Raw genomic sequence first — 22851 nt, 5'->3', positions numbered from 1 at the left:
TAATACTCGCCCCTATGTTTATCATAGGGAGCGAGTTTTTTTTATTTTCCGAAATGAAAAAATATAAAAATTGGGAGGCAAATGTTATGGAAAAAATGGGTTTAAACGAAATAAGAAGTAAATTTTTAGAGTTCTTCAAAACTAAAGATCATTATGTAGGAGCTAGTTATCCTCTTGTACCAAATAACGACAAGAGTTTACTTTTAATAAATGCTGGTATGGCTCCTCTTAAAAACTATTTCTCAGGAGTAGAAGTTCCACCAAAGAACAGAATGGCTACTTGTCAGAAATGTATAAGAACAGGAGATATAGAAAATGTCGGTGTTACAGCTAGACACGCTACATTCTTTGAAATGCTAGGGAACTTCTCATTTGGAGATTACTTTAAAAGAGAATCATTAGCTTGGGGATGGGAATTTGCGACTAAATGGCTAAACATACCAGAAGAAAAAATATGGGTTACTGTATATGAAAAAGATGATGAAGCATTTGATATATGGTCAAAAGAAATGGGATTCCCTGAAGAAAGAATAGTTAGACTTGGAAAAGACGACAACTTCTGGGAAATAGGTCTTGGACCATGTGGACCTTGTTCAGAAATATACTTCGATAGAGGAGAAGAATACGGATGTGATAGCCCTGATTGTAAACCAGGATGTGACTGTGATAGATTCTTAGAATTCTGGAACCACGTATTCACTCAGTTCTCTAAAGAAGAAGACGGAAGCTACAGCGAATTAGAAAATAAAAACATAGATACAGGTATGGGACTGGAAAGAATAGCTTGTATAATGCAGGGTGTTGACAATATATTCGAAGTAGATACTATACATTCAGTTTTAGAAGCTGTTTCTAAAGTTGCAGGTGTAGAATACGGAAAAGACAAAGCAAATGATAAATCTATAAGAATAATAACTGACCACATAAGAGCCGTATCATTCCTTATAGCAGATGGAGTATTACCATCAAATGAAGGTAGAGGATATATATTAAGAAGATTATTAAGAAGAGCTGCTAGACATGGTAAACTTCTTGGAATAAAAGGAACATTCTTAAATGGATTAGTTGATGAAGTTATAAAAGTTAGTGGAGATGCTTATCCAGAATTAGTAGAAAAAGAAGATTACATCAAAAAAGTTATAAAAATAGAAGAAGAAAAATTCAATGAAACAATAGACCAGGGAATGGAAATGTTAAATTCTTATAAAGAAGAACTTAAAAAAGAAGGAAAAACAGTTCTTAGCGGAGAAATAGCATTTAAGCTTTATGACACTTATGGATTCCCACTAGATTTAACAGTTGAAATATTAAGAGAAGAAGGTCTTTCTGTTAATGAAGAAGAATTCAGCGAAGAAATGGAAAAACAGAAAGAAAGAGCTAGAACAGCTAGAGGAAACATGGACGGTGAAAGCTGGAAAGAAGATCCTCTTGCTAAAGAAGAAAATGTAGAATCTGAATTTGTAGGATACGTTGAATTAACAGGTGAAGGTAAAGTATTAGCTATAGTTGAAGATTCTGAAATAGTAGAATCAGCATCTGAAGGTAAAGATGTTGTTGTAGTATTAGACAAAACTAACTTCTATCCAGAAGGTGGTGGACAGGCAGGAGACTGCGGCGTTCTTAAAAATGATAATTGTGCAGTAGCTGTTAAAAATACTAAAAAAGGTCCGGCAGGAAGTATAAAACACTTTGGTACAGTAGTAGCAGGTGAATTAAAAGCTGGGGATGTTTTAACTTGTGAGGTAGATAGAGAAAACAGAATGGCATGTTCAAGAAACCATACTGCAACTCACTTATTACACAAAGCATTAAAAGAAGTATTAGGAGATCATGCAAACCAGGCAGGTTCATTAGTTACTGCAGATAGATTAAGATTCGACTTTACTCACTTTGAAGCAGTTACAAAAGAAGAATTAAAAACAATAGAAGAAAAAGTAAACAATGCTATATTCAATGCTTATGATGTAGTAGCTGAAACAATGGATATAAATGCTGCTAAAGCAAAAGGAGCTGCAGCATTATTCGGTGAAAAATACGGAAATGAAGTTAGAGTAGTTTCTATGGGAGATTACTCAATGGAACTTTGTGGAGGTGCCCACATTTCAAATACTGCACAGGCTGGAATGTTCAAAATAATATCTGAAGGTGGTGTAGCTGCAGGTGTTAGAAGAATAGAAGCAGTAACTGGAAAAGCAGTTTATGAATATATGAACAAAAAGGATGAGTTAATTGCCAAAGTTTGTGCTACAATAAAAGCTAAAGAAGATGGACTTTTACACAGAGTAGAAAATGTATTAGAGGAAAATAAAAACTTAGAGAAAGAATTACATAATTTAAAAACTCAAATAAGTATGCAGTCAGCTGACTCTGCTTTAGATTCAAAAGTAGAAGTAAAAGGTGTTAGCCTAGTTACTAATAAATATGAAAATATGGATATGAATACTTTAAGAGATACTGCTGATAATTTAAGGGATAAAATGGAAAGCGGTGTAGTTGTATTAGCAAATGTTGCTGATGGAAAAGTAAACTTTGTTGTTACTGCAACTAAAGATGTTATAGAAAAAGGTGTTCATTCAGGAAATATAGTAAGAGAAGTAGCTAAGATAGCTGGCGGAAAAGGTGGAGGTAGACCTAATATGGCTCAGGCAGGTGCTACAGAACCAGCAAAAGTTGACGAAGCTTTAAATTATGCTAAGGAAGTTATAGAATCTCAGGTAAAATAATTTCTCTAAAAAGAGGAGGAATGAGATAAATGGATAATATGGATTTCACTATGAAATTTGAAGGAGCACAGCAGGAAAAAATGACTGTTGAAGAAGCGATGAAAATAGTTTACGGGGCCCTTAAAGAAAAAGGGTATAACCCCGTAAACCAAATAATAGGATATCTCCTATCAGGAGATTCTAGTTATATAACTAGTTATAAGGACGCAAGAGGGATAATCAGAAGATTTGAAAGAGATGAAATTCTTGAAGAGGTTATAACTAAATATCTAGAGGAAAGTAGGTAAATAAATGTTCAGAAAGTTTATATCAATACTTGCATCTCTATTTATAATTTTTAGTTCTGCTTTTTCTACTGTAAATGCAGAATCAGCAAGAGGAAAAGTTATATTTATAAATATGAGTAGAACTAGTCTTGAAAATATGATGAACATAAAAGAGATTGGAAATAGAGTTGAAAAAGAAGGCTATGTAGGATTGATGAATATCAAGGGTGACCAAGGTAACGACGACGCAAGAAGTTTAGCTACTATGGGAGCTACAGGGAGATCTACAATAGCTCAGTTTGATAAAAAAGTTGCAGTAGATTTTGTACAGCCAAATGTAGCCGAAGCTAAGGAATATGAAGCTTCTACAGGCAAAAAAGCTAAAAAAATAGTCAATATGGAGGCAAATAGGTCTTCTAATGAAAATATTGAAAAAGGAGAATTTGAATCTACTCTTGGTATGGTAGGTCAGATTCTTTCAGAAAATGGATACAAAACATCAGTAATCGGTAATGCAGATTATGTTGATTTTGATGGACAGCTTGTAAAAAATAGAAATATAGCATTTGCAGCTATGGATAATTATGGAAGAGTTGATGATGGTAATATAGACGATATCAATATAAAAGATAATAGTATGCCATTTGGAATCTCTACAGATTATAAAAAACTTAAAGCTGAAACAAAAGAACTTTACAAGAACACTGATGCTATATATGTAGACCTAGGGGATACATATAGACTAGATGAGTATAAAATGAATCTAAATGAAAATACTTATGCTAAGATGAAAGCTAGAACATACAGCAGAATAAATTCTTACTTAAAAGAAGTATTTTCTATGGTAGGTGAAAACGACACAGTTTATATAGTAAGTGCATTCCCTAGCAATTTAGATTACAGCAATAAGAAAAGACTTTCTCCAGTTATGAAATTCTCTAAAGGAGTTTCTGGAAAGGGAGTATTAACTTCTGCTACAACAAGAAGAGATGGGATAATAGCAAATATGGATATAGGTGTAGACATACTTAACCATTTTGGTTTATCTAATGAAATGATGATAGGTAGAACTATCTCTAATGTTGAAAAAGAAAATAATATAAAGTTTCTTCAGAAAGAATACTCAAAAATAAATTCAGCAGCTTTAATAAGAGCTGGTGTTGTAAATACTTTTGTAGGAGTAGTGTCTGCGTCTTGGGTAATAGGCTTAATAGCAGTACTTTTAGCTAAGAGAATTGCTCCAAAATATAAAGATAAACTGTTTACTATACTTAAAGAGCTTATTAAATTCGGTATAATAATGCCGTTATCATTTATGGTAGCTCCAATATTTAATTTCAGTGGACAGGTAAGTATGTCTTTAGCTGTAATAGGTGTGACATTCTTGATTTACTTCATAGCTAAGGCTATGTTTAAAGATGATGATCTAAAACAGATGGGATTCATAGCACTTGTTACTATAGTTCTGATTGCCGTAGATGCTGTATTTGGAACATATCTTATGAAAAATAACATAATGAGTTATGATGCTATGGTAGGTGCTAGATATTACGGTATAGGAAATGAATATGAAGGTGTTACTATAGGAAGTGCGGTATTTGCATTTGCAGTACTTCTATACTACAAAAAAATACCAAAATGGGTTGCTGCAGCTTCATTTGGTGTGATTTTAATAACTAGTGCATATCCATCTATGGGTGCAAATGTTGGTGGTGCGATATCTGAATGTGCTGCATATTTACTATTTGTACTTCTTATGTACAATGTTAAAGTTGACTGGAAAAAGATTGTAGGAATAGGTCTTGCAGTTGTAGCTGTAGTTGGAGTATTTGCATTTATGGATTTATCTTCAGGAAGTCCATCTCACTTAGGACTATTTGTTCAGCAGATAATGTTAAATGGACCAGGTGAAATAGTTCTTACATTTACTAGAAAAATCCAGATGAATGTTAAATTAGCGCAGACTAGTGTATGGGTTAATATATTAATAGTTGGAATAGTTATAATCGCAGCATTAATATTCAAACCAAATAAACACTTTAGAGTAATAGCAGGTAAATATCCTATGGTATTTAGAGGATTTGTTGCAGCTATGGTTGGTTGTATAATAACTCTACTAGTAAACGACTCTGGTATAGTAGCAGCCTCTACTGCATCTATATATATCCTTATACCAGTGATGATAATAACTATAAATATGATTTTAAACGAGGATAAAAAGGAGAAAATAGATGCTAACAGGTAGAATAATGGGACTTGATATAGGAGATAAAACTATAGGTGTTGCAGTAAGTGATCTTATGGGAATGACAGCTCAGGGTATCAAGACTATAAAAAGAACTAGCAAAAAGAACGATATAGAAGAAATAAAACAGATAATAAAAGAAAAACAGGTAAATCTAATAGTATCTGGTCTTCCTAAAAATATGAACGGTACTGTTGGTCCTCAGGGCGAAAAAGTACAGAAATTCTGTGAATTAATAAAAGAAGAAACAGGACTAGAAATAGAATTTTGGGATGAAAGACTTACTACAGTTGCTGCTGAAAAAACTCTTATAACTGCAGACGTAAGCAGAAAGAAAAGAAAAAATGTAATAGACATGATGGCAGCGGTATTAATTCTTCAAGGATATTTAGATTTTAAAGTTAAATAACAAAAAAATTGAATAAAGTATGAAAATTTGGGTATTATCATATAGAATAGATGATAATTAATTGATTTTCATATGGAAGAGATTAATAAGTAAGAAAATATAATTGTTATTATATAAAATTTGTTATATAATAAAATCAAATAATAGGTAATGAGGTGAAACCAATGGAAGAAATGAATGAAAATGTAGTAAACCTAATTGATGAAAATGGAGAAGAAGTACCTTTTGAGATAATATTAACTTTAGAAGCAGAAGAAAAAGAGTACGCTATATTAATGCCTCTAGAAGACAACGAAGACGAAGAAGCATATATATATAGAATAGATGAAGACGAACAGGGAGAAATGCTAGTTCCATTAGAAGACGACAATGAGTATTCAACTGTTGTAGCTGTTTACGAAGCTTTAATGGAAGAAGAAGGTCTTAACTTTGATGAATAATAAGTAAAATTATATAATGCTGTAGTAGAGTTAAGCTCTATTACAGCATTTATTTTAACTTATATTGATTAATAAATGAGAAAAGGTGTGGTAAATATGAATAATGGAATGGATCTTTTAAAAGAAAAACTAAAAAAGACAGGCTTTAAGATTACTCCACAAAGGAGAGCTATAATAGAAGTTCTTCTTGAAAATCGATACTATCATCTTAGCAGTGAGGAAATATACGATAAAGTAAGAGAAAATTGCCCAGAAATAGGTTTAGCAACAGTATATAGAACGATGCAGCTATTAGACGAAATAGGAGCTATATCAAAGTTAAATTTAGATGATGGCTGTATAAGATATGAAATAGACCTTGATAATGAAGGACACAATCATCATCATTTAGTATGTAAAAACTGTGGAAAAATAATTGGTGTGGAAGAAGATCTTCTTAAAGATATAGAAATGAAAATTCAGGAGAACTACAAATTCCATGTAGTTAATCATGATCTTAAATTCGATGGATATTGTGAAGACTGTTATAGAGAGATGAAAAAAGATAAATAAATATACAAAAATAAAAAAATTAGACAATAATAAAGAACTATATATAAATCATAAACAAAAGATTTATAAATAGTTCTTTTTTTATTGTCTTTTATACAAATTTAAAAACAAGATATATTGTAAATAAAATTAAAACAAAGACTAATAGATTTTCTATTATATTACTAAATCTTCCACCAACTCTTATATATCCCACAGAAATCATATTTTTTGAGAATGGGTAGAAGATAGCTACACCCCGTTTTGTGAACATATCGCAAATTATATGAAGTAGATACATAGAGGAAGCCATAAGTCCTAATGAATCGTAGTTAAAAAACTCTCCTAGTGGATTCATAATTATATAAACTATTAAAACCATTAAAATACTATGAGAAAAGTTTCTATGCTTTAGCCATGGAAATACCGAAAATACTAAAATAGGTATGACAAAAGATATATCTACTTTAGAAATTATTAAAACCAATGCTAAAAGAAGCAAGGTAGCTGTAATAAGAGATTTTCTCATATTGTAATGGGTGAGCTTTTTTTCTAAAAATGCTATTGCAAAAAATGTAATAACTGCGCTTATAAAAAAGCTACTGCTGACTTTTATAGATAGGAAAAATATAAAAAGATTCAGCGAAAAAATAAGCAACTTATATAAAAACTTTGAAAATTTCTTTCTAAAAATTGTCCCAGCTATTATAGAGTTGGATTTATCTAAATCTGGGAGTGTAGAAAATACAGCAGAAGTCAGAATACTAGTAGGTGTTATAGGTTGTGACAATACTAAGGATAACTGAATACCGGCTATAATTCCTACAGCACAATGAGTTTTACCTCGCATTTTTTACCTCCAAAATAATATTTTTACAGAACGTGTGTTTCTATAAATTACAATTAATTATATCATATTGTTTAAGAAAATATAGTTTAAAGATAAAAAATAATTATGAAAAATATCTGAATTTTTTATTAAGAAAAATCTAAAAAATTCAACAAGGATATTGAAATATACAGAATTCGTGTTAAACAGAGTAATGTTAAATAATTTAGAAATATAAATAAATCTTAAATTATAATGTAATATATGTTACAATAATATTAACTGGTAAAGTGGTCGTGAAGAATTATTAAAAATTTAATCTGTAAAACAAAAATTTCCGGTAGCAGATAACTAGGATTTTATTGCGGAGGAATCCTGTTTTACCGGATATATTTTTGTAGGTATAAGGTGTATATAGATTTGGATATAAGTTTAGGGAGAGCGTATATATACACTAAAATGATTAGAGTTTTAAATTATTTTAAAGGATTATAATTGAATGAAAAATATAAAAAATAAATAGAAGGAGATGATGTTATTGTTTAAAAACGATGAACAGATAAAGGTCATTCCTCTTGGTGGGATGAACGAAATAGGAAAGAACATGACTGTTATCGAGTATAGAGACGAGATAATAATAATCGATGCAGGTCTGAGCTTCCCAGAAGACGAAATGTTAGGTATAGATATAGTTATACCAGATATAACTTACTTAGTAAAAAATAGGGATAAAATAAAAGGGATATTTATAACACACGGCCATGAGGACCACATAGGTGCTTTACCTTATCTATTAAAGAAGATAAATATACCAGTATACGGTTCAAGATTAAGCATGGGTCTTTTAGAGGTTAAATTAAAAGAACATAAACTAGAAAATGTAGAGCTTCACATAATAAAACCACGTGAAGTTATAAAACTTAGAAATATGGAAGTAGAGTTCGTAAAGACTACTCATAGTATACCAGATTCGTATTCTATAGCAATACATACTGACCAGGGGGTAATATTCCATACAGGAGACTTTAAAGTAGACTTAACACCAATAGACGGAGATGTAATGGATTTCCGGAGAATATGTGAATTAAGTGAAGAAGGAGTAATCTTAATGCTTTCTGATAGTACTAATGCAGAAAGACCAGGATATACTAAATCAGAGAAAAAAGTTGGTGTAGGATTAGATGATTTATTTACTAAAGCTGGTGACAGTAGAATAATAGTTGCGACATTCGCATCTAATATACATAGACTACAGCAGGTTGTAGACGCAGCTAAAAAACATGGTAGAAAAGTAACTGTTTCAGGAAGATCTATGCTAAATGTTGTAAACGTAGCAAAAGAGCTTGGATATCTTGAAATAGAAGACGATATGATAATAGATTTAAATGATGTAGGTAACTATGAAGACAAAGAACTAGTAATAATAACTACTGGTTCACAGGGAGAACCTATGTCAGCACTTGCAAGAATGGCAAATTCAGAACACAAGAAAATAGAAATAAAAGAAGGTGACCTTGTTATAATATCAGCTCATCCAATTCCAGGTAATGAAAAACTGATATCTAAGGTAATAAACTTCTTACTTGAAAAAGGCGCTGAAGTTGTTTCGAGTGAAATAGCAGACATACACGTTTCAGGACATGCATGTCAGCAGGAATTAAAACTAATGCTTAGATTAGTTAAACCTAAATTCTTCCTACCAGCTCATGGTGAGTACAGAATGCTTAAAAAACATGCTGAGCTTGCTAGAAGTCTAGGAATGAACAAAGAAGATATATTCGTTATAAATAACGGAGATATATTAGAAGTTGGAAAAGATGAAGCATCTATAAAAGGTAAGGTTGCAACAGGAAATATACTAGTAGATGGACTAGGTGTTGGGGATGTTGGAAACATAGTACTTAGAGATAGAAAACACCTTTCTGAAGATGGACTTATGACAATAGTTGTAACAATATCTAAAGAAGAAGGAAGAGTGCTTGCAGGTCCAGACATAATATCAAGAGGATTTGTATATGTAAGAGAATCTGAAGACCTTATGGATGGAGCTAAACAGATAGTTAGAGATGTGCTAAGTGAATGTGAAGAACACAACATAAAAGAATGGGCATATCTAAAGAACAATATAAAAGAACAGTTAAAAGAATATCTTTACCAGAAGACAAAGAGAAATCCAATGATACTACCTATAATAATGGAAGTTTAGGATTTGTATAATAGAAATAAATGGCCGGAATTCTATTCCGGCTTTTTATATATATAAGTTTAAATTTTAGAGTTAGGAGAGTTTAAATTGAGAAAAAAGATTACAACAAAGACTAGATTTGGAGCTGCTGCAGGATTTGCTTTTTTAACAGTAGCGTGTATGTATGTTTATTTTAGTGGAATTGATAAATCTACAATGACACTTATAAGTGCAGCAGGGTGTTTAGCTGTGTCTATTTATGAATTAAAGAGAATATCTGATATGAAAAAGGAAGAGGCTTCAAAAAATAAATAAAAAAATAATTTTAAAAATAATTGAATATAATAGAAAAAACGATTTCTTGGGTTAAAAAGCTTGAAATAAAGTAATATAGCCAAAAGTAGCCCTTTACTAAAGCAAAAAATTGGTATAATATATCTGTATAAAGTGTATATATTTTAAGGTGGGAAAAGCTATATAAAATAAATACAAAGGAGAAAAATATTATGATAAAATTTGATGCTTCACATGCATGTAAAATGGAAGAAATATTAGCTCATCAGGACAGAGTTAATGCTCTTCACAAAGAAATAGTAGAAAAAACAGGAACAGGAAATGATTTCTTAGGATGGGTAGACTGGTACAAAAACTACGATAAAGAAGAATTTGAAAAAGTAAAAGAAAGTGCTAAATACATAAGAGAAAATTGTGATGTATTCCTTGTTTGTGGTATAGGTGGATCATACTTAGGTGCTCGTGCAGCTATAGAAATGATAAACGGATTATACGCTGACAAAAAACCAGAAATAATATTCGTTGGTAACACATTCTCTTCTACATACATAGCACAGGTTATGAAATATATAGAAAACAAAGAAGTTTGTGTAAACGTAATATCTAAATCAGGAACAACAACTGAAACAGCTTTAGCATTCCGTTTATTAAAACAGTTTATGGAAAAGAAATACGGAAAAGACGAAGCTAAAAATAGAATATTTGCTACAACTGATAAATCAAGAGGTACATTAAGAGCTATGGCTGATAAAGAAGGTTATACTACTTTCGTAATACCAGATGATATAGGTGGTAGATACTCTGTTATAACTCCAGTTGGTTTATTACCAATAGCAGTTGCAGGAATAAGCATAGATGATTTAATGGCAGGTGTTGAAGAAGCTTACAATGATTTAGCTGATCCAGACCTTACTAAAAACCCAGCTTACGCATATGCAGTAGCTAGAAGAGTTTTAGAAGGTAAAGGTAAAAATGCAGAAATGTTCGTAACTTACGACTTAAATACAACAATGCTTGCTGAATGGTGGAAACAGTTATTCGGTGAATCAGAAGGTAAAGATGGAAAAGGTGTATTACCATGTAGTGCTACATTCTCAACAGACCTTCACTCATTAGGACAGTTTGTTCAGGATGGAACTAAATGTTTATTTGAAACATTAGTATTATTTGAAAAACCAATAGAAGATGTTATATTCCCTTCAGATGAAGAAAATATGGACGGAATGAACTACTTAGCTGGTAAAAATGTAGACTGGATAAATAAAATGGCAATGCAGGGTACATTAGATGCTCACGAAAATACAGGTGGAGTACCAAACCTTTTAATAACTGTAGATGATATGAGTGCTAAGAGCTTTGGATACTTATGCTACTTCTTCTTCAGAGCTTGTGCAATGACTTGCTACATGTTAGACATAAATCCATTCAACCAGCCAGGTGTTGAAGTATACAAAAAGAACATGTTTAAATTATTAGGAAAAAACTAATATAATATATTTATTAAAGATGTCTCTGATAGAGGCATCTTTTTTTATTCCTAAGGAAATTATAATAATTTAAAACTGTGGAAAACTTATGTACAATAGTAATATGAATGTATTGAAAAAACAAAAAGATGAAAAAATCATTAAGAAAATATTAAAAAATCACTTTGAAGAATTCAAACTAAAATATTGGAATAAAGTTAGAAGAGAAATGAGGGATCAGATAGAAAATACTGTAATAAAGGCTTTAAATTGTGGAAATATAGAAAAAGGATATATAAAACATAAATGTATAGACTGTGGAGAGGAGTATATTCAAGGGTTCACTTGTAAAAGTAAGTTTTGCACAAAGTGTGGAAGAAAATATTCTATGGAATGGGCAGAAAAACAGGTAGAAAATATTCTTGATGTTTCTCATAGACATGCAGTTTTCACAATTCCAGAGGAGTTAAGAGTCTATTTCTACAGAAAGCGAGAGCTTTTAAAAGATTTACAAGATGCTACATATAAGGTATTAGATAGTTTTCATAAAAAGAAAACAAATGGAGATTATGAATTAGGGGTAATTGCTGTAGTACACACTTTTGGTGGAGATTTAAAATGGAATCCTCACATACATGCCTTATACACCGAAGGTGGAATAGATAGAAATAATAAGTGGTTTAAAAAATTAGATTTCATACCGTATACATATATGAAAAAAGTATGGCGAAAGTTGGTACTAGATATAATAAAAAACAACTTTAGAGATAGAAAAACTAGAAATTTGATAAATAAGTTATATAAGAAAGAATTCTATGTAAATGCAGAAAGACGTTTAACTAATATAAAACAGGCAACTCAATATATAGGTAGATATTTGGCTAGACCAGCTATCGCTGAGTATAGAATAATTAATTACGATGGGAAAAATGTAACTTACTGGTATGAAAACAAAAAACCTAAGGGAAAAAGAGAAATAACTGTAAATGTATTAGAATTTATAGGTAAAATAACCCAACATATTCACCCGAAGGGTTTTAGAGTTGCAAGAAGATACGGTCTATATTCAAGAGTAAAAAATAAATTAAGCATAGAAATATTGAAATTATATAATTTTATGAGACACAGAAATATATCTAAGCTGATAAAAAAGAAGAATACAGTAAAGAAAAATTTTAAAGATAGATTGATAGAATCATTTGGAGTAAATCCTTATATTTGTAAAAAGTGTGGAAAAGACATGATTCTATGGGAAATATGGCATTATAAATATGGATTAATATATAATGTACTAGATAAATCAAATTATAAAAGAATAATCTACGAAGAAATTATAGAAAAAGAAATTTCTTTGAATACAACAACACAAATAGAATTATTTTAAAAGTCTATTAAATAGGCTAGCTTTGCTATACTCAAATATAAATAATAGTGTATAATTAGTGTAATTAAAATTATTAGGAGAAATAGTATGCTAAAAGAATTAGAAGAAATGAGTAAAGGACAAAAGTTATACAATTATGAATGTAAGTCTTGTGGATTTGAAAAAGGAGTACCAGAATTTATATTAGAAGAACTAAGACAAGATGCATTCTTTTCATTGGGAGCGATAGCTTCGCTAAATGAAAAAAATATGCCAGAATTAATTTGTCCTAATTGTGGAGCTAAATTTGAATACAAAAAAACTGACGACCGTTAGGTGTCAGTTAAAGGTACTGTCACAAGAACACCTTTTAAAGGTGTTCTGTGGCAGTATTTTTTATGAAGATAATAAAATATAGAAATATTTTTGAAAAATAAAGATAAAAATTTAAAAATATTCACAAAACCTAATTTGATAAATTTTAACATATTAGTTATAATATATAATAATTAATATAATATATAATGATTAAAATTATTTTGAAAGGAAAAGATTTTATGGATATAGCAAATATAGTAGCGACTGCTGCGGGTATAGCAATCGCAATATCAGTACACGAATTTGGGCATGCTTATTCAGCACATCTTTTAGGAGATGATACAGCAAAATTATATGGAAGGATGACATTAAATCCAATAAAGCACGTAGATCCACTTGGATTATTGGCGATGATAATATTCCACATAGGTTGGGCTAAACCAGTACCAGTAAACCCAATGAACTATAAAAATTATAAAGTTGGCAATTTTATAGTATCTATTGCAGGAGTATGTTGTAATTTACTTACGGCTATAGTATGTGCAATAATTTATAAAAATGTTCCTATATATGGAGTACAGGTTTTAACATATACATGTATAATATATAATATAGGGTTTGCTGCATTTAACTTACTTCCAGTACCACCGTTAGATGGTTGGGGAGCAATAGAAACATTCATACCATATCAGTGGAGAGAATATGCGTACAAATTTGAAAGAATAAGTGGATTTGTATTAATATTACTTCTTATAACTGGTGCTTATAGAATAATAATAAATCCTATACATGGACTATTTGCATCAATAGTTCAAATGTTTATGTTTTAATAATTAATTAAAAATAATTTAAGTAATGATACAAAAATATTAGCTACTTAAAGAGGAGATTATATGAAGTATAATGTACAATTAAAGGTATATGAAGGGCCGATGGATCTTTTGTACGACCTTGTTACAAAGCACAAGATAGATATAAAGGATATAGCTATTTCAGAAATAACTAAGCAGTACTTAGATTATCTAGATGCTATGGAAGCTATGGATATGGAAATAACTAGTGACTTTATAACAATGGCGTCAAAATTGGTCGAAATAAAATCGAGATATTTACTTTATCTTCAGAGAGAGGATTCTGAAGAAGAGGATCCAAGAATTGAGCTTGTTGAAAGATTAAAAGAATATAAAAAATATAAGCAGATTTCTAAAGAATTAAAGGAAAAAGCAGACGAAGAACATGAAAGATTCTTTAGAAAAAAAGAAGAGGTAATAATAGAAGATGAGCTTAGTCTAGAAGATGTTTCTATAGCAAAAATGATGGAACTGCTTCCTAAATTGTTGAAAAATATTGACAAAAAGGAAGAAGAACCTAAAAATGATGCGCTAGAAAGGCTAGTAAATAGAAAAATTATCTCTGTAGAGGAAAAAATAGTATCATTGAGAAGAACGTTGGCTACAAAAGATAAAATAAGCTTTTTAGAAACTGTAGACCAGAGTGACAGAGGTGATATCATAGCATCGTTTTTATGTGTCTTAGAGATGATAAAAGAAAAAGAGATAATTGTTACACAAGATGACTTTTTTGAAGATATAGTAATAGTTAAAAGAACGGATAAGATGCTAGAATATTCTGAGGAGAATTAGTATGAAGAGAGAAGATATAAAAAATATAATAGAGGCTATTATGTTTGCATATGGAGAGCCTATAAGCATAAAAGAATTAAATGCTATTATAAATAAAGACCTTTCTCATAAGGAAATAGAGTTTATGATGGATGCGCTTATAACTGAGTATAAAGATAATGATAGAGGTATTCAGATTATAAGACTTGAAAACAAGTACCAGATGTGTACAAATGAAAAATATGCTGATTATATAAAAATGGTTCTTGAGCCTAAAAAGAAAAAAACTCTAAGCCAGGCAACTCTTGAAACACTTACTATAATTGCATATAAGCAGCCGGTTACAAAATTAGAAATAGAAAATATAAGAGGTGTCAAATGCGATAAGGCTCTTAAAACACTTCAGGAAAATGAATTGATTGTAGAGGCTGGAAGATTGAATAAAATAGGGAAACCTATAATATATAAAACTAGTGATGAATTTTTAAAATTACTCAATATAGAATCTATAGATGAGCTACCTAAGATAGAGGAGATAGAAGAAAATAATTAAAGTGGGAAATTTGTGGATTGCTAGTTAAATGTGGAACGGAGGAAATAAAAATGGAAGACAGAGATTTATCAATAATGTTACTTAAAAACATACATGTATTCCACAGTATAGTTAAAGTAATAGTTAGTGAGAGAAATGAAAGTAGAATACTTACAGAAAGACAGTTCTTTGCATTAAAGAAGATGGCGGAAATAGACAAAATGGAGCTGAAAAATTTAAGCAAGGTATTACATGTATCTACTTCAAGTCTATGTATCCTTCTAAATAAACTTGTTGAACAGGGATATGTTTATAGAGAAGAGGATAAAAAGGACAGAAGAAATACATTCTATGGAATAACTGAAAAAGGTAGTGAAGTTTTAGAAATAGAAAAAGCGGATATACTAAAAATAATAAATAAAAAAATAGAGTTAATAGACGAAGATAAAAGAGAAGATTTATACAAAGCTCTAGACTTAGTATTTGATACTCTAATAGGAACACTTAATAATTAGAAAATAAAAAAGGAAAGAATTCTCATATACAAGACTTGTGGTTGTTATGAAAATTCTTTCCTTTTTTTATTTGTCTGCTAAAACAGTATCGTATAATATTTTTCCTATAGGTGCATTTATTTTTAATGTAGCTTTTCCATCCATAGAAGTAGAGCTTTTGTTTATAAGCACTAAATCTTTTCCTCTGTAATAGTTTATGAAACTAGCAGCAGGATAAACTACAAGAGATGTTCCACCTATTATTAAAAGATCGGCATTTTTAATAGCTTTTACAGCGCCGTTTATAGTGTTTTCATCCAATGCTTCTTCATATAGAACAACATCCGGCTTTACAATTCCACCACATACATCGCATTTTGGAATAGTTCCATCTAGTTCAAGCATATCCTCTAAGTCAAAGAATTTATGACATTTTGTACAGTAGTTTCTCTGGACAGAGCCATGAAGCTCAAATACATTTTTACTTCCGGCCTTTTGATGAAGACCATCTATATTCTGAGTTATAACAGCCTTTAATTTTCCAATCTCTTCTAAATAAGCAAGAGCCTTATGTGCGTTATTTGGCTCTGCATCTTGATAGATAAGTTTATCTTTGTAGAATTCATAGAAATATTCTGGATATCTTACAAAGAATGAATAAGATACAACTTCTTCAGGAGTGAAGCGTCTATTTAATTTTTGATTGAATAAACCATTAGAGCTTCTAAAATCGGGTATATTTGATTCTGTAGAAACTCCAGCCCCTCCAAAGAATACGATGTTATTGTGTGAATCTATTAATTTTTTTAATTCATTTACTTCATTTTCGAACAAAACAATCATCTCCTTTTATTTTATATTATTATATTACTACAAAAAAATAAAAATGTAATCGTATCGCAAAAAATATATCGTCTTTACTTATATTGCAAAAATAGATTATAATTATATTAACTAAGGAAATTGAAAGGAGATTTTAAAATGAAAAAAAGAATGGCAGCTGCATCTCTGGCAATGATTCCTATGCTTACGATGAATGTAAATGCAGAAAATATTAAGACAGGGATTGTTAGTTCAGCGTATTTAAATGTAAGATATTCTCCTTCAGCATCAGCAAAATTACAGTTAGTACTAAAAAAAGGAAATAAGGTAACTGTAATTGGTGAAAAAAATGGTTGGTACAAGATTAAGACAGCTACTGGTAAAACAGGTTGGGTTGTTTCAAAATATATATCATTGAAAGCCGATGCTATTAGAAAAGATACTAGAGGCATAAAAAAGATAGTAACAGCGACAACATTAAATGTAAGAAGTGGACCAGATACATCATATACTTCAATAGGTAAATTATATAAAAACAATGAAGTAGATGTGATATCAGAATCTAATGGATGGTCTAAGATTCAATTTGGATCAAAAGTAGGATATGTTTCTTCAGAATACCTAAAAGCTACAACTACAGATAATAATAATTCTGGAATTACAGGTAATTCTCAAGGAACAAAAAAAACTATACAGGAAGTAACATCTTCTCTATTACATGTTAGAAATGGAGCCGGTGGTCAGTATACAAAGATAGATACACTTCATAAAGGTGATAAGGTAGTTGTTTCAAGCATTGAAAATAACTGGGCTAAGGTAGAATATGACGGGAAAAATGGATATGTATCATCTATCTATTTAAAATATGTATCAGATAAAATAGATGATGATAGCACTGATATAAATGGTACAGCTTCTGATATAATACAGGGCGCATACACTCAGAGAAGTCAGAAGGATTACTCTTTAGAGGATATGGTAGAAGCTCAGTATATAAAAGGGCAGAGTGGTGGAAATTTAATATCAAGACAGACAAATAGACTTAGCGATATATTAAACCCACAAGAAAGCTCATTTACAACATATCTTATGAGAAAAGATACTAGAGCATATGGCGCACCTACAAAAGAAGAGCTAGAATATTACCTAGATCCATCAAACTTCACTAGCTATAAAGATGGTATAATGCAGTTTGTAAGACTTGATAGATACACTGACTCTATAACTGCAAAATCATTAAACAATTACTTTGAATCTAGAGGCTCAGAATGTATATTTAATGGAAAAGGACAGGCATTTATTGATGCAGCTAAAAAATACAATATAGATGTACTTTATTTTGTATCTCATGCTATGTGGGAAACAGGTAATGGTAAATCTAAATTAGCACAAGGACAGCTTGTAACAAGTGTAGACGGAGTACCTCTTGAAACACCTGTAACAGTTTACAACTTCTTTGGAATAGGAGCTACAGATGGAAATGCACTTGAAGGCGGTAAAATGACTGCTTACAAAAATGGTTGGACTACTGTTGAAAAAGGTATAGACGGAGCTGCAAAATGGATTTCTGATGGATATATACATAACTCTAAATATAAACAGAATACAGTTTATTCTATGAGATGGTGCTATGAATATACTTGGCATCAGTATGCGACAGATGTAAACTGGGCTAATGGAATATCAAAGATGATGTCATCGCTTATGACAAGATATGGAAATGGTAAAAATCTTTTAATAGATATTCCGGAATATAAATATTAAAAATAAATCGATAAGATATATGGAATCATGTGCGATAATTTGTACATGATTCTTTATTTACATAGGAAATGTAAATTTGAAAACGAATATGATTGTTGTTTATAAATTTTAAATACTGTTGGGAGAGAAAAAAGGTTGGAGAGCTTAAAGGAATGTATGATAAAAATGGATATAAGCAATACTTCTCTTATAAAAAAGATGGAAGATGTTTATATAAAGAAAGTTATCTACTTTAAAGAAAATAAAACTGTATATTTTTATCTATCTTCTAAAGACGTTGTTCCATATGAGTATTTAGAAAGAGCTCAAAGGGAGATAAAGGCTAAGAATAAATACTTTAAAGAGATAAAATTTAAGATAGAGTATACAGGCTTTGAGAGAAAAACAGAAAAAGATATAATGAAAAAATATTGGCCGAATATAGTATATATACTAAAGAGTATCTGCCCATCTATATCTGGGTGGCAGAAAGAGATTGAGTATTTATGCATAGATAATAAGCTCAAGATAAAGATTCCAAAGGGGATATTTTATCAAAGAATTATGAATAAGAATATCACTACAACTCTAAAGCATACAATAAGCGAGGAGTTTGGAATTGATATGGATATTGAAATCGAGAGCGCAGTCGATGAAAAGGTTGATAGAAAGAAATTAGTTGAAAAAATAGATAGAGAATTCAATGAAAAGATTATGATTCTCGAAAAAGAAAATAGAAATAAAACTAGTGAGTCCGAAGAAGAAAGCGGATATGTTATAAAAGATGAGAAGGACGAAAATATGATTTATGGAGAAAATGTAAACGTCCTTACAGAAAAAATAGAAAACCTAGATAGCAATTCTGGAACTGTAGGTATAGAGGGAACTATATTTAATATAGAAATAAAAGAGCTTAGAAATGGTAAAATCCTTCTAATGCTTATGGTTACAGACTACACAAGTTCTATAACTTGTAAAATATTCCTTACTGATACTAATAAAGATTGGGTACTTGGAAAAATAAGCAAGGGTATGTATATAAAGATAAAGGGAGATGTGCTTTATGATACATTCCAGAGAGAGATAAGTATGACAATCAGCGGTATGAGAAAGGAAGAAAGAGAAGAAAGAAAAGATACTGCTGAGAAGAAAAGAGTGGAACTACACGCACATACTCAGATGTCCTCAATGGACGCAATTTGCTCAGTTAAAGGACTTGTATCTCGTGCTGCAAAATGGGGACATCCTGCTATTGCAATAACTGACCACGGTGTTGTACAGGGATTCCCAGATGCTATGAATGCAGCTAAAAAAGAAGGGATAAAGGTGCTTTATGGGGTTGAAGGTTATCTAACAGAGGATAATAAAGACGCCATAGAGGATGCAAATGATAAGAGTTTATCTCAGGAGTTTGTAGTATTCGATTTGGAAACCACAGGTTTTTCAAATATAAACGATAAGATAACAGAAATAGGTGCTGTTAAGATAAGAGACTTTGAGATTGTGGATAGATTTAGTGAGCTTGTAAATCCAGAAAAGGATATATCTTATAGAGTGCAAGAGCTTACAGGAATTACAAATGAAATGGTAAAAGACAAGCCTACAATTGAAGAAATACTTCCTAAGTTTATGGAGTTTGTGGGAGATGATGTATTGGTTGCTCATAATGCGGACTTCGATACAGGATTTATTATGCAGAAGTGTAAGGAGCAGGGATTGGAGTATAAGAATAAAAAGGTAGATACACTGATGCTTGCTAGAATTATGCTTCCTAATTTAAAAAGATATAAGCTAGACAAGGTTGCAAAAGAGGTCGGCGTGCAGTTACTTAACCACCATAGGGCTGTAGATGATGCCGAGGCAACTGCAAATATATTTATAAAATTCCTTGGAATGTTAAAAAAACAAGGTGTTGAAAAATTATCCGATGTAAATACAGTACTTGGAAAGGTTGATTATACAAAACTAAAGACTCATCATATAACATTGATTGCAAAGAATCAGACTGGTATCAAAAATCTTTATAAGATTGTATCTGATGCGCATGTTAATCATTTTTACAGAGCACCGAGAATCCTTCAAAGTGTATTAGATGAATATAGAGAGGGAATTATTGTAGGATCTGCTTGTGAAGCAGGAGTTGTATACGATGCTGTTAAGAAAAGACTTCCAGATGAAGAAATGGAAAAGATTATAGCTCCATATGACTATATTGAAGTAATGCCGATAGATAATAATAGATTTATGATAGATAATGGAGATGTTGAGGACGAAGATGAGTTAAAGGAAATCAACAAAAGAGTTGTAGAAACTGCCAAGAAATTTGGCAAAATTCCTGTAGCTACTGGAGATGTTCATTTCTTAGATAAACACGATGCGGTACTTAGAAGGGTGCTTAAATTCTCTCAAGGATTTAAGTTAGATGATGAGGAAACTTATCTCCATTTTAGAACTACTGACGAGATGTTAGACGAGTTTTCTTATTTAGGAGAAGAACTTGCTTATGAGGTTGTTGTAGAAAATACAAACCTTATAGCTGATATGGTAGAGGATGTTAAACCGATACCAGATGAAACTTATCCACCAGTAATTGAAGGTTCAGATGTCGAACTTAGAGAGATGTGCTTTAAAAAGGCTGTGGATATTTATGGAGATCCACTTCCAGAGATAGTAGAAAAAAGGCTTAATAGAGAGCTAAACTCTATAATCGGTAATGGTTATGCGGTGATGTATATAATTGCACAGAAGCTAGTTGCAAAATCACTTTCAGATGGATACCTTGTTGGTTCAAGGGGTTCTGTTGGTTCTTCATTTGCAGCTACAATGAGTGATATAACAGAGGTTAACCCACTTCCAGCTCATTATGTTTGTCCGAATAAAGAGTGTAAGTATTCGTACTTCTATGCTATAGGTGAATGGGGATCTGGAATAGATTTACCGGATAAAGTTTGTCCAAAATGTGGTGAAAAACTTATAAAGAATGGGCATGATATACCTTTTGAAGTTTTCTTAGGATTTGAAGGGGATAAAGAACCAGATATAGACCTTAACTTCTCTGGTTCATATCAGCCAGTTATACATAAGTATACTGAGGAGCTATTTGGTGAAGGTCACGTCTACAGAGCAGGTACAATTGGTACTGTTGCGGAAAAAACTGCATTTGGTTATGCAAAGAAATACGTTGAAGAAAATGATATAGAAGTTCCATCAGCTGAGGTGCTCAGACTAGCTGAGGGATGCACAGGTGTTAAGAGAACATCAGGGCAGCATCCTGGTGGGGTAATGGTTATACCAGATTACAAGGATGTTTATGATTTTACTCCAATTCAGTATCCAGCTAATGATGTAAACTGTGGAGTTATAACTACTCACTTCGATTATCATTCTATAAGTGGTAGAATTCTGAAGCTAGACATACTTGGGCACGATGGTCCGACCATTATAAGAATGCTTGAAGATATAACAGGAATAACAATAACTGATATTCCTCTTGATGACCCTGCTACAATGTCACTATTTACTTCAACTGAAGCACTTGGGGTAACTCCTGAGGAAATAGATTGTGAAATAGGATGTCTTGCAATTCCAGAATTCGGGACAAAATTCGTTAGACAGATGCTTTTAGATACTAAGCCTACTACATTTGCCGAGCTTGTCAGAATATCTGGGCTTTCTCATGGGACAGATGTTTGGGTAAACAATGCACAGGATTTGGTTAGAGAAAATATAGTTGGATTAAAAGAAGTTATATCTACACGAGACGATATAATGAACTACTTGATATTTAAAGGTCTTCAGCCTAAGATGAGTTTCACAATAATGGAGAGTGTTAGAAAAGGTAGAGGATTAAAACCAGAGCATGAGGCTGCGATGATAGAAAATAATGTTCCAGATTGGTATATAAATTCTTGTAAGAAAATAAAATACATGTTCCCTAAAGCACATGCGGTTGCATATGTTATGACTTCTTTCAGACTTGCGTATTGTAAGGTGCATTATCCAGAGGCATTCTATGCTACATACTTTACTACTAAAGTAGAGGATTTTGATGCGGATCTTATTATAAAAGGATACGATGCGATAAAGGCAAAGAAAAAAGAAATAGAAGAGCTTGGAAATGATGCAACTCAGAAAGAAAAGGGAATGTATATAATTTTAGAAGTTGCACAGGAAATGTATGCTAGGGGAATAAAAATTGCGCCTGTTGATATTTATAAGTCATCTGCAACTGAATTTGAAGTGATAGGACCTGGACTTTTAAGACCACCTATGACAGCACTTCAGGGAGTTGGAGAAAATGCAGCGATACATATTGTAGAGGAAAGAGAAAATGGAGAGTTTATTTCTAAGGAAGATTTTAGAAAGAGAACAAAGATTTCGAGAACTGTTGTTGAAACATTAGATAAACATGGCTCTCTTGGAAGTATGAGTGATAAAAATCAGCTTTCTCTATTCTAAAAATAAAATCAAAGTTTTAGAAGATATGACAATGTCGTAATTATTCGAATTTATTATTGTCAAATCTTGCAAACATGGGAAATGTATGCTAATATATAAATTAATACAGTT

At 31.3% G+C, this 22851-nt stretch carries 19 protein-coding genes and 1 other annotated feature (1 of these 20 running past the window's edge); of the genes, 17 read left to right on the top strand and 2 right to left on the bottom strand.

The features are described from left to right. Nucleotides 1-17 (top strand) — a binding site (T-box leader) (it extends 206 nt beyond the left edge of the window). A gap of 69 nt (nucleotides 18-86) precedes the next feature. The 6 genes from alaS to KGNDJEFE_RS07420 all read left to right on the top strand — a co-directional run bounded on the left by alaS (nucleotide 87) and on the right by KGNDJEFE_RS07420 (nucleotide 6635). Next, a complete protein-coding gene (alaS, locus tag KGNDJEFE_RS07445; protein WP_040410430.1) occupies nucleotides 87-2723 on the top strand; it encodes an alanine--tRNA ligase in 2637 nt (878 codons plus the stop codon). Nucleotides 2724-2752: 29 nt separating this feature from the next. Further along, the gene (locus tag KGNDJEFE_RS07440) at nucleotides 2753-3010 is read left to right on the top strand and encodes an IreB family regulatory phosphoprotein (RefSeq protein WP_006440121.1); all 258 of its coding nucleotides are present in this window, start codon (nucleotides 2753-2755) and stop codon (nucleotides 3008-3010) included. A 4-nt stretch (nucleotides 3011-3014) separates the two neighbouring features. Further along, complete coding sequence (locus tag KGNDJEFE_RS07435; protein ID WP_006440122.1) at nucleotides 3015-5234, top strand: hypothetical protein; 2220 nt, start codon at nucleotides 3015-3017, stop codon at nucleotides 5232-5234. Beyond that, nucleotides 5221-5643 (top strand): Holliday junction resolvase RuvX, encoded by a 423-nt coding sequence (ruvX, locus tag KGNDJEFE_RS07430; RefSeq protein ID WP_006440123.1) that lies wholly within the window; start codon nucleotides 5221-5223, stop codon nucleotides 5641-5643. Before KGNDJEFE_RS07435 ends, ruvX begins: the two co-directional genes overlap by 14 nt. Nucleotides 5644-5816: 173 nt before the next feature. Continuing rightward, the gene (locus KGNDJEFE_RS07425) at nucleotides 5817-6083 is read left to right on the top strand and encodes a DUF1292 domain-containing protein (protein ID WP_050754671.1); all 267 of its coding nucleotides are present in this window, start codon (nucleotides 5817-5819) and stop codon (nucleotides 6081-6083) included. Between the two features lie 96 nt (nucleotides 6084-6179). Continuing rightward, entirely contained in the window at nucleotides 6180-6635 is a 456-nt protein-coding gene (locus KGNDJEFE_RS07420) for a Fur family transcriptional regulator (protein WP_083780557.1), read from the top strand. Nucleotides 6636-6726: 91 nt separating this feature from the next. On the opposite strand, the gene KGNDJEFE_RS07415 is transcribed toward KGNDJEFE_RS07420, so the two are convergent. Continuing rightward, entirely contained in the window at nucleotides 6727-7464 is a 738-nt protein-coding gene (locus KGNDJEFE_RS07415) for a metal-dependent hydrolase (RefSeq protein WP_040410431.1), read from the bottom strand. A 508-nt stretch (nucleotides 7465-7972) separates the two neighbouring features. Between KGNDJEFE_RS07415 and KGNDJEFE_RS07410 the strand changes: the two genes are divergently transcribed. The 9 genes from KGNDJEFE_RS07410 (at nucleotide 7973) to KGNDJEFE_RS07370 (ending at nucleotide 15738) form a co-directional block, all read left to right on the top strand. Continuing rightward, nucleotides 7973-9649: a ribonuclease J gene (locus tag KGNDJEFE_RS07410; RefSeq protein ID WP_040410432.1), complete on the top strand. Its 1677-nt coding sequence runs from the start codon at nucleotides 7973-7975 to the stop codon at nucleotides 9647-9649. Nucleotides 9650-9736: 87 nt separating this feature from the next. Beyond that, nucleotides 9737-9943 carry a hypothetical protein gene (locus KGNDJEFE_RS07405; protein WP_006440129.1) on the top strand — a complete coding sequence of 69 codons (207 nt, stop codon included), beginning with the start codon at nucleotides 9737-9739 and terminating at the stop codon, nucleotides 9941-9943. 191 nt (nucleotides 9944-10134) lie between these two features. Continuing rightward, nucleotides 10135-11409, top strand: a complete 1275-nt coding sequence (locus tag KGNDJEFE_RS07400; RefSeq protein WP_006440130.1) for a glucose-6-phosphate isomerase — start codon at nucleotides 10135-10137, stop codon at nucleotides 11407-11409. A 103-nt stretch (nucleotides 11410-11512) separates the two neighbouring features. Beyond that, nucleotides 11513-12772: an IS91 family transposase gene (locus tag KGNDJEFE_RS07395; RefSeq protein WP_170239654.1), complete on the top strand. Its 1260-nt coding sequence runs from the start codon at nucleotides 11513-11515 to the stop codon at nucleotides 12770-12772. 87 nt (nucleotides 12773-12859) lie between these two features. After that, entirely contained in the window at nucleotides 12860-13087 is a 228-nt protein-coding gene (locus KGNDJEFE_RS07390; RefSeq protein WP_118549764.1) for a hypothetical protein, read from the top strand. Between the two features lie 221 nt (nucleotides 13088-13308). Further along, complete coding sequence (locus KGNDJEFE_RS07385) at nucleotides 13309-13899, top strand: site-2 protease family protein (RefSeq protein WP_148881830.1); 591 nt, start codon at nucleotides 13309-13311, stop codon at nucleotides 13897-13899. Between the two features lie 63 nt (nucleotides 13900-13962). Further along, the gene (locus tag KGNDJEFE_RS07380) at nucleotides 13963-14712 is read left to right on the top strand and encodes a segregation and condensation protein A (protein ID WP_006440132.1); all 750 of its coding nucleotides are present in this window, start codon (nucleotides 13963-13965) and stop codon (nucleotides 14710-14712) included. 1 nt (nucleotide 14713) lies between these two features. Beyond that, complete coding sequence (gene scpB / locus KGNDJEFE_RS07375) at nucleotides 14714-15244, top strand: SMC-Scp complex subunit ScpB (protein WP_006440133.1); 531 nt, start codon at nucleotides 14714-14716, stop codon at nucleotides 15242-15244. 50 nt (nucleotides 15245-15294) lie between these two features. Continuing rightward, nucleotides 15295-15738, top strand: coding sequence for a MarR family winged helix-turn-helix transcriptional regulator (locus KGNDJEFE_RS07370; protein ID WP_006440134.1), 444 nt, complete (start codon nucleotides 15295-15297; stop codon nucleotides 15736-15738). A gap of 66 nt (nucleotides 15739-15804) precedes the next feature. Here the strand turns inward: KGNDJEFE_RS07370 and KGNDJEFE_RS07365 are convergent, their stop codons facing one another. Beyond that, the gene (locus tag KGNDJEFE_RS07365; RefSeq protein WP_006440135.1) at nucleotides 15805-16560 is read right to left on the bottom strand and encodes an NAD-dependent protein deacylase; all 756 of its coding nucleotides are present in this window, start codon (nucleotides 16558-16560) and stop codon (nucleotides 15805-15807) included. 138 nt (nucleotides 16561-16698) lie between these two features. On the opposite strand from KGNDJEFE_RS07365, the gene KGNDJEFE_RS07360 reads away from it, so the two are divergent. Together KGNDJEFE_RS07360 and KGNDJEFE_RS07355 are read left to right on the top strand one after the other, a co-directional pair. Beyond that, the gene (locus KGNDJEFE_RS07360; RefSeq protein ID WP_040410433.1) at nucleotides 16699-18303 is read left to right on the top strand and encodes an SH3 domain-containing protein; all 1605 of its coding nucleotides are present in this window, start codon (nucleotides 16699-16701) and stop codon (nucleotides 18301-18303) included. Between the two features lie 135 nt (nucleotides 18304-18438). Beyond that, entirely contained in the window at nucleotides 18439-22740 is a 4302-nt protein-coding gene (locus tag KGNDJEFE_RS07355; RefSeq protein ID WP_040410434.1) for a PolC-type DNA polymerase III, read from the top strand. The last annotated feature ends 111 nt before the right edge of the window (nucleotides 22741-22851 follow it).

It is taken from the genome of Peptacetobacter hiranonis (genome assembly GCF_008151785.1).
In the GTDB taxonomy this organism is placed as follows: Bacteria; Bacillota; Clostridia; order Peptostreptococcales; family Peptostreptococcaceae; genus Peptacetobacter; species Peptacetobacter hiranonis.
This window is presented reverse-complemented; position numbering and strand designations above follow the sequence as displayed.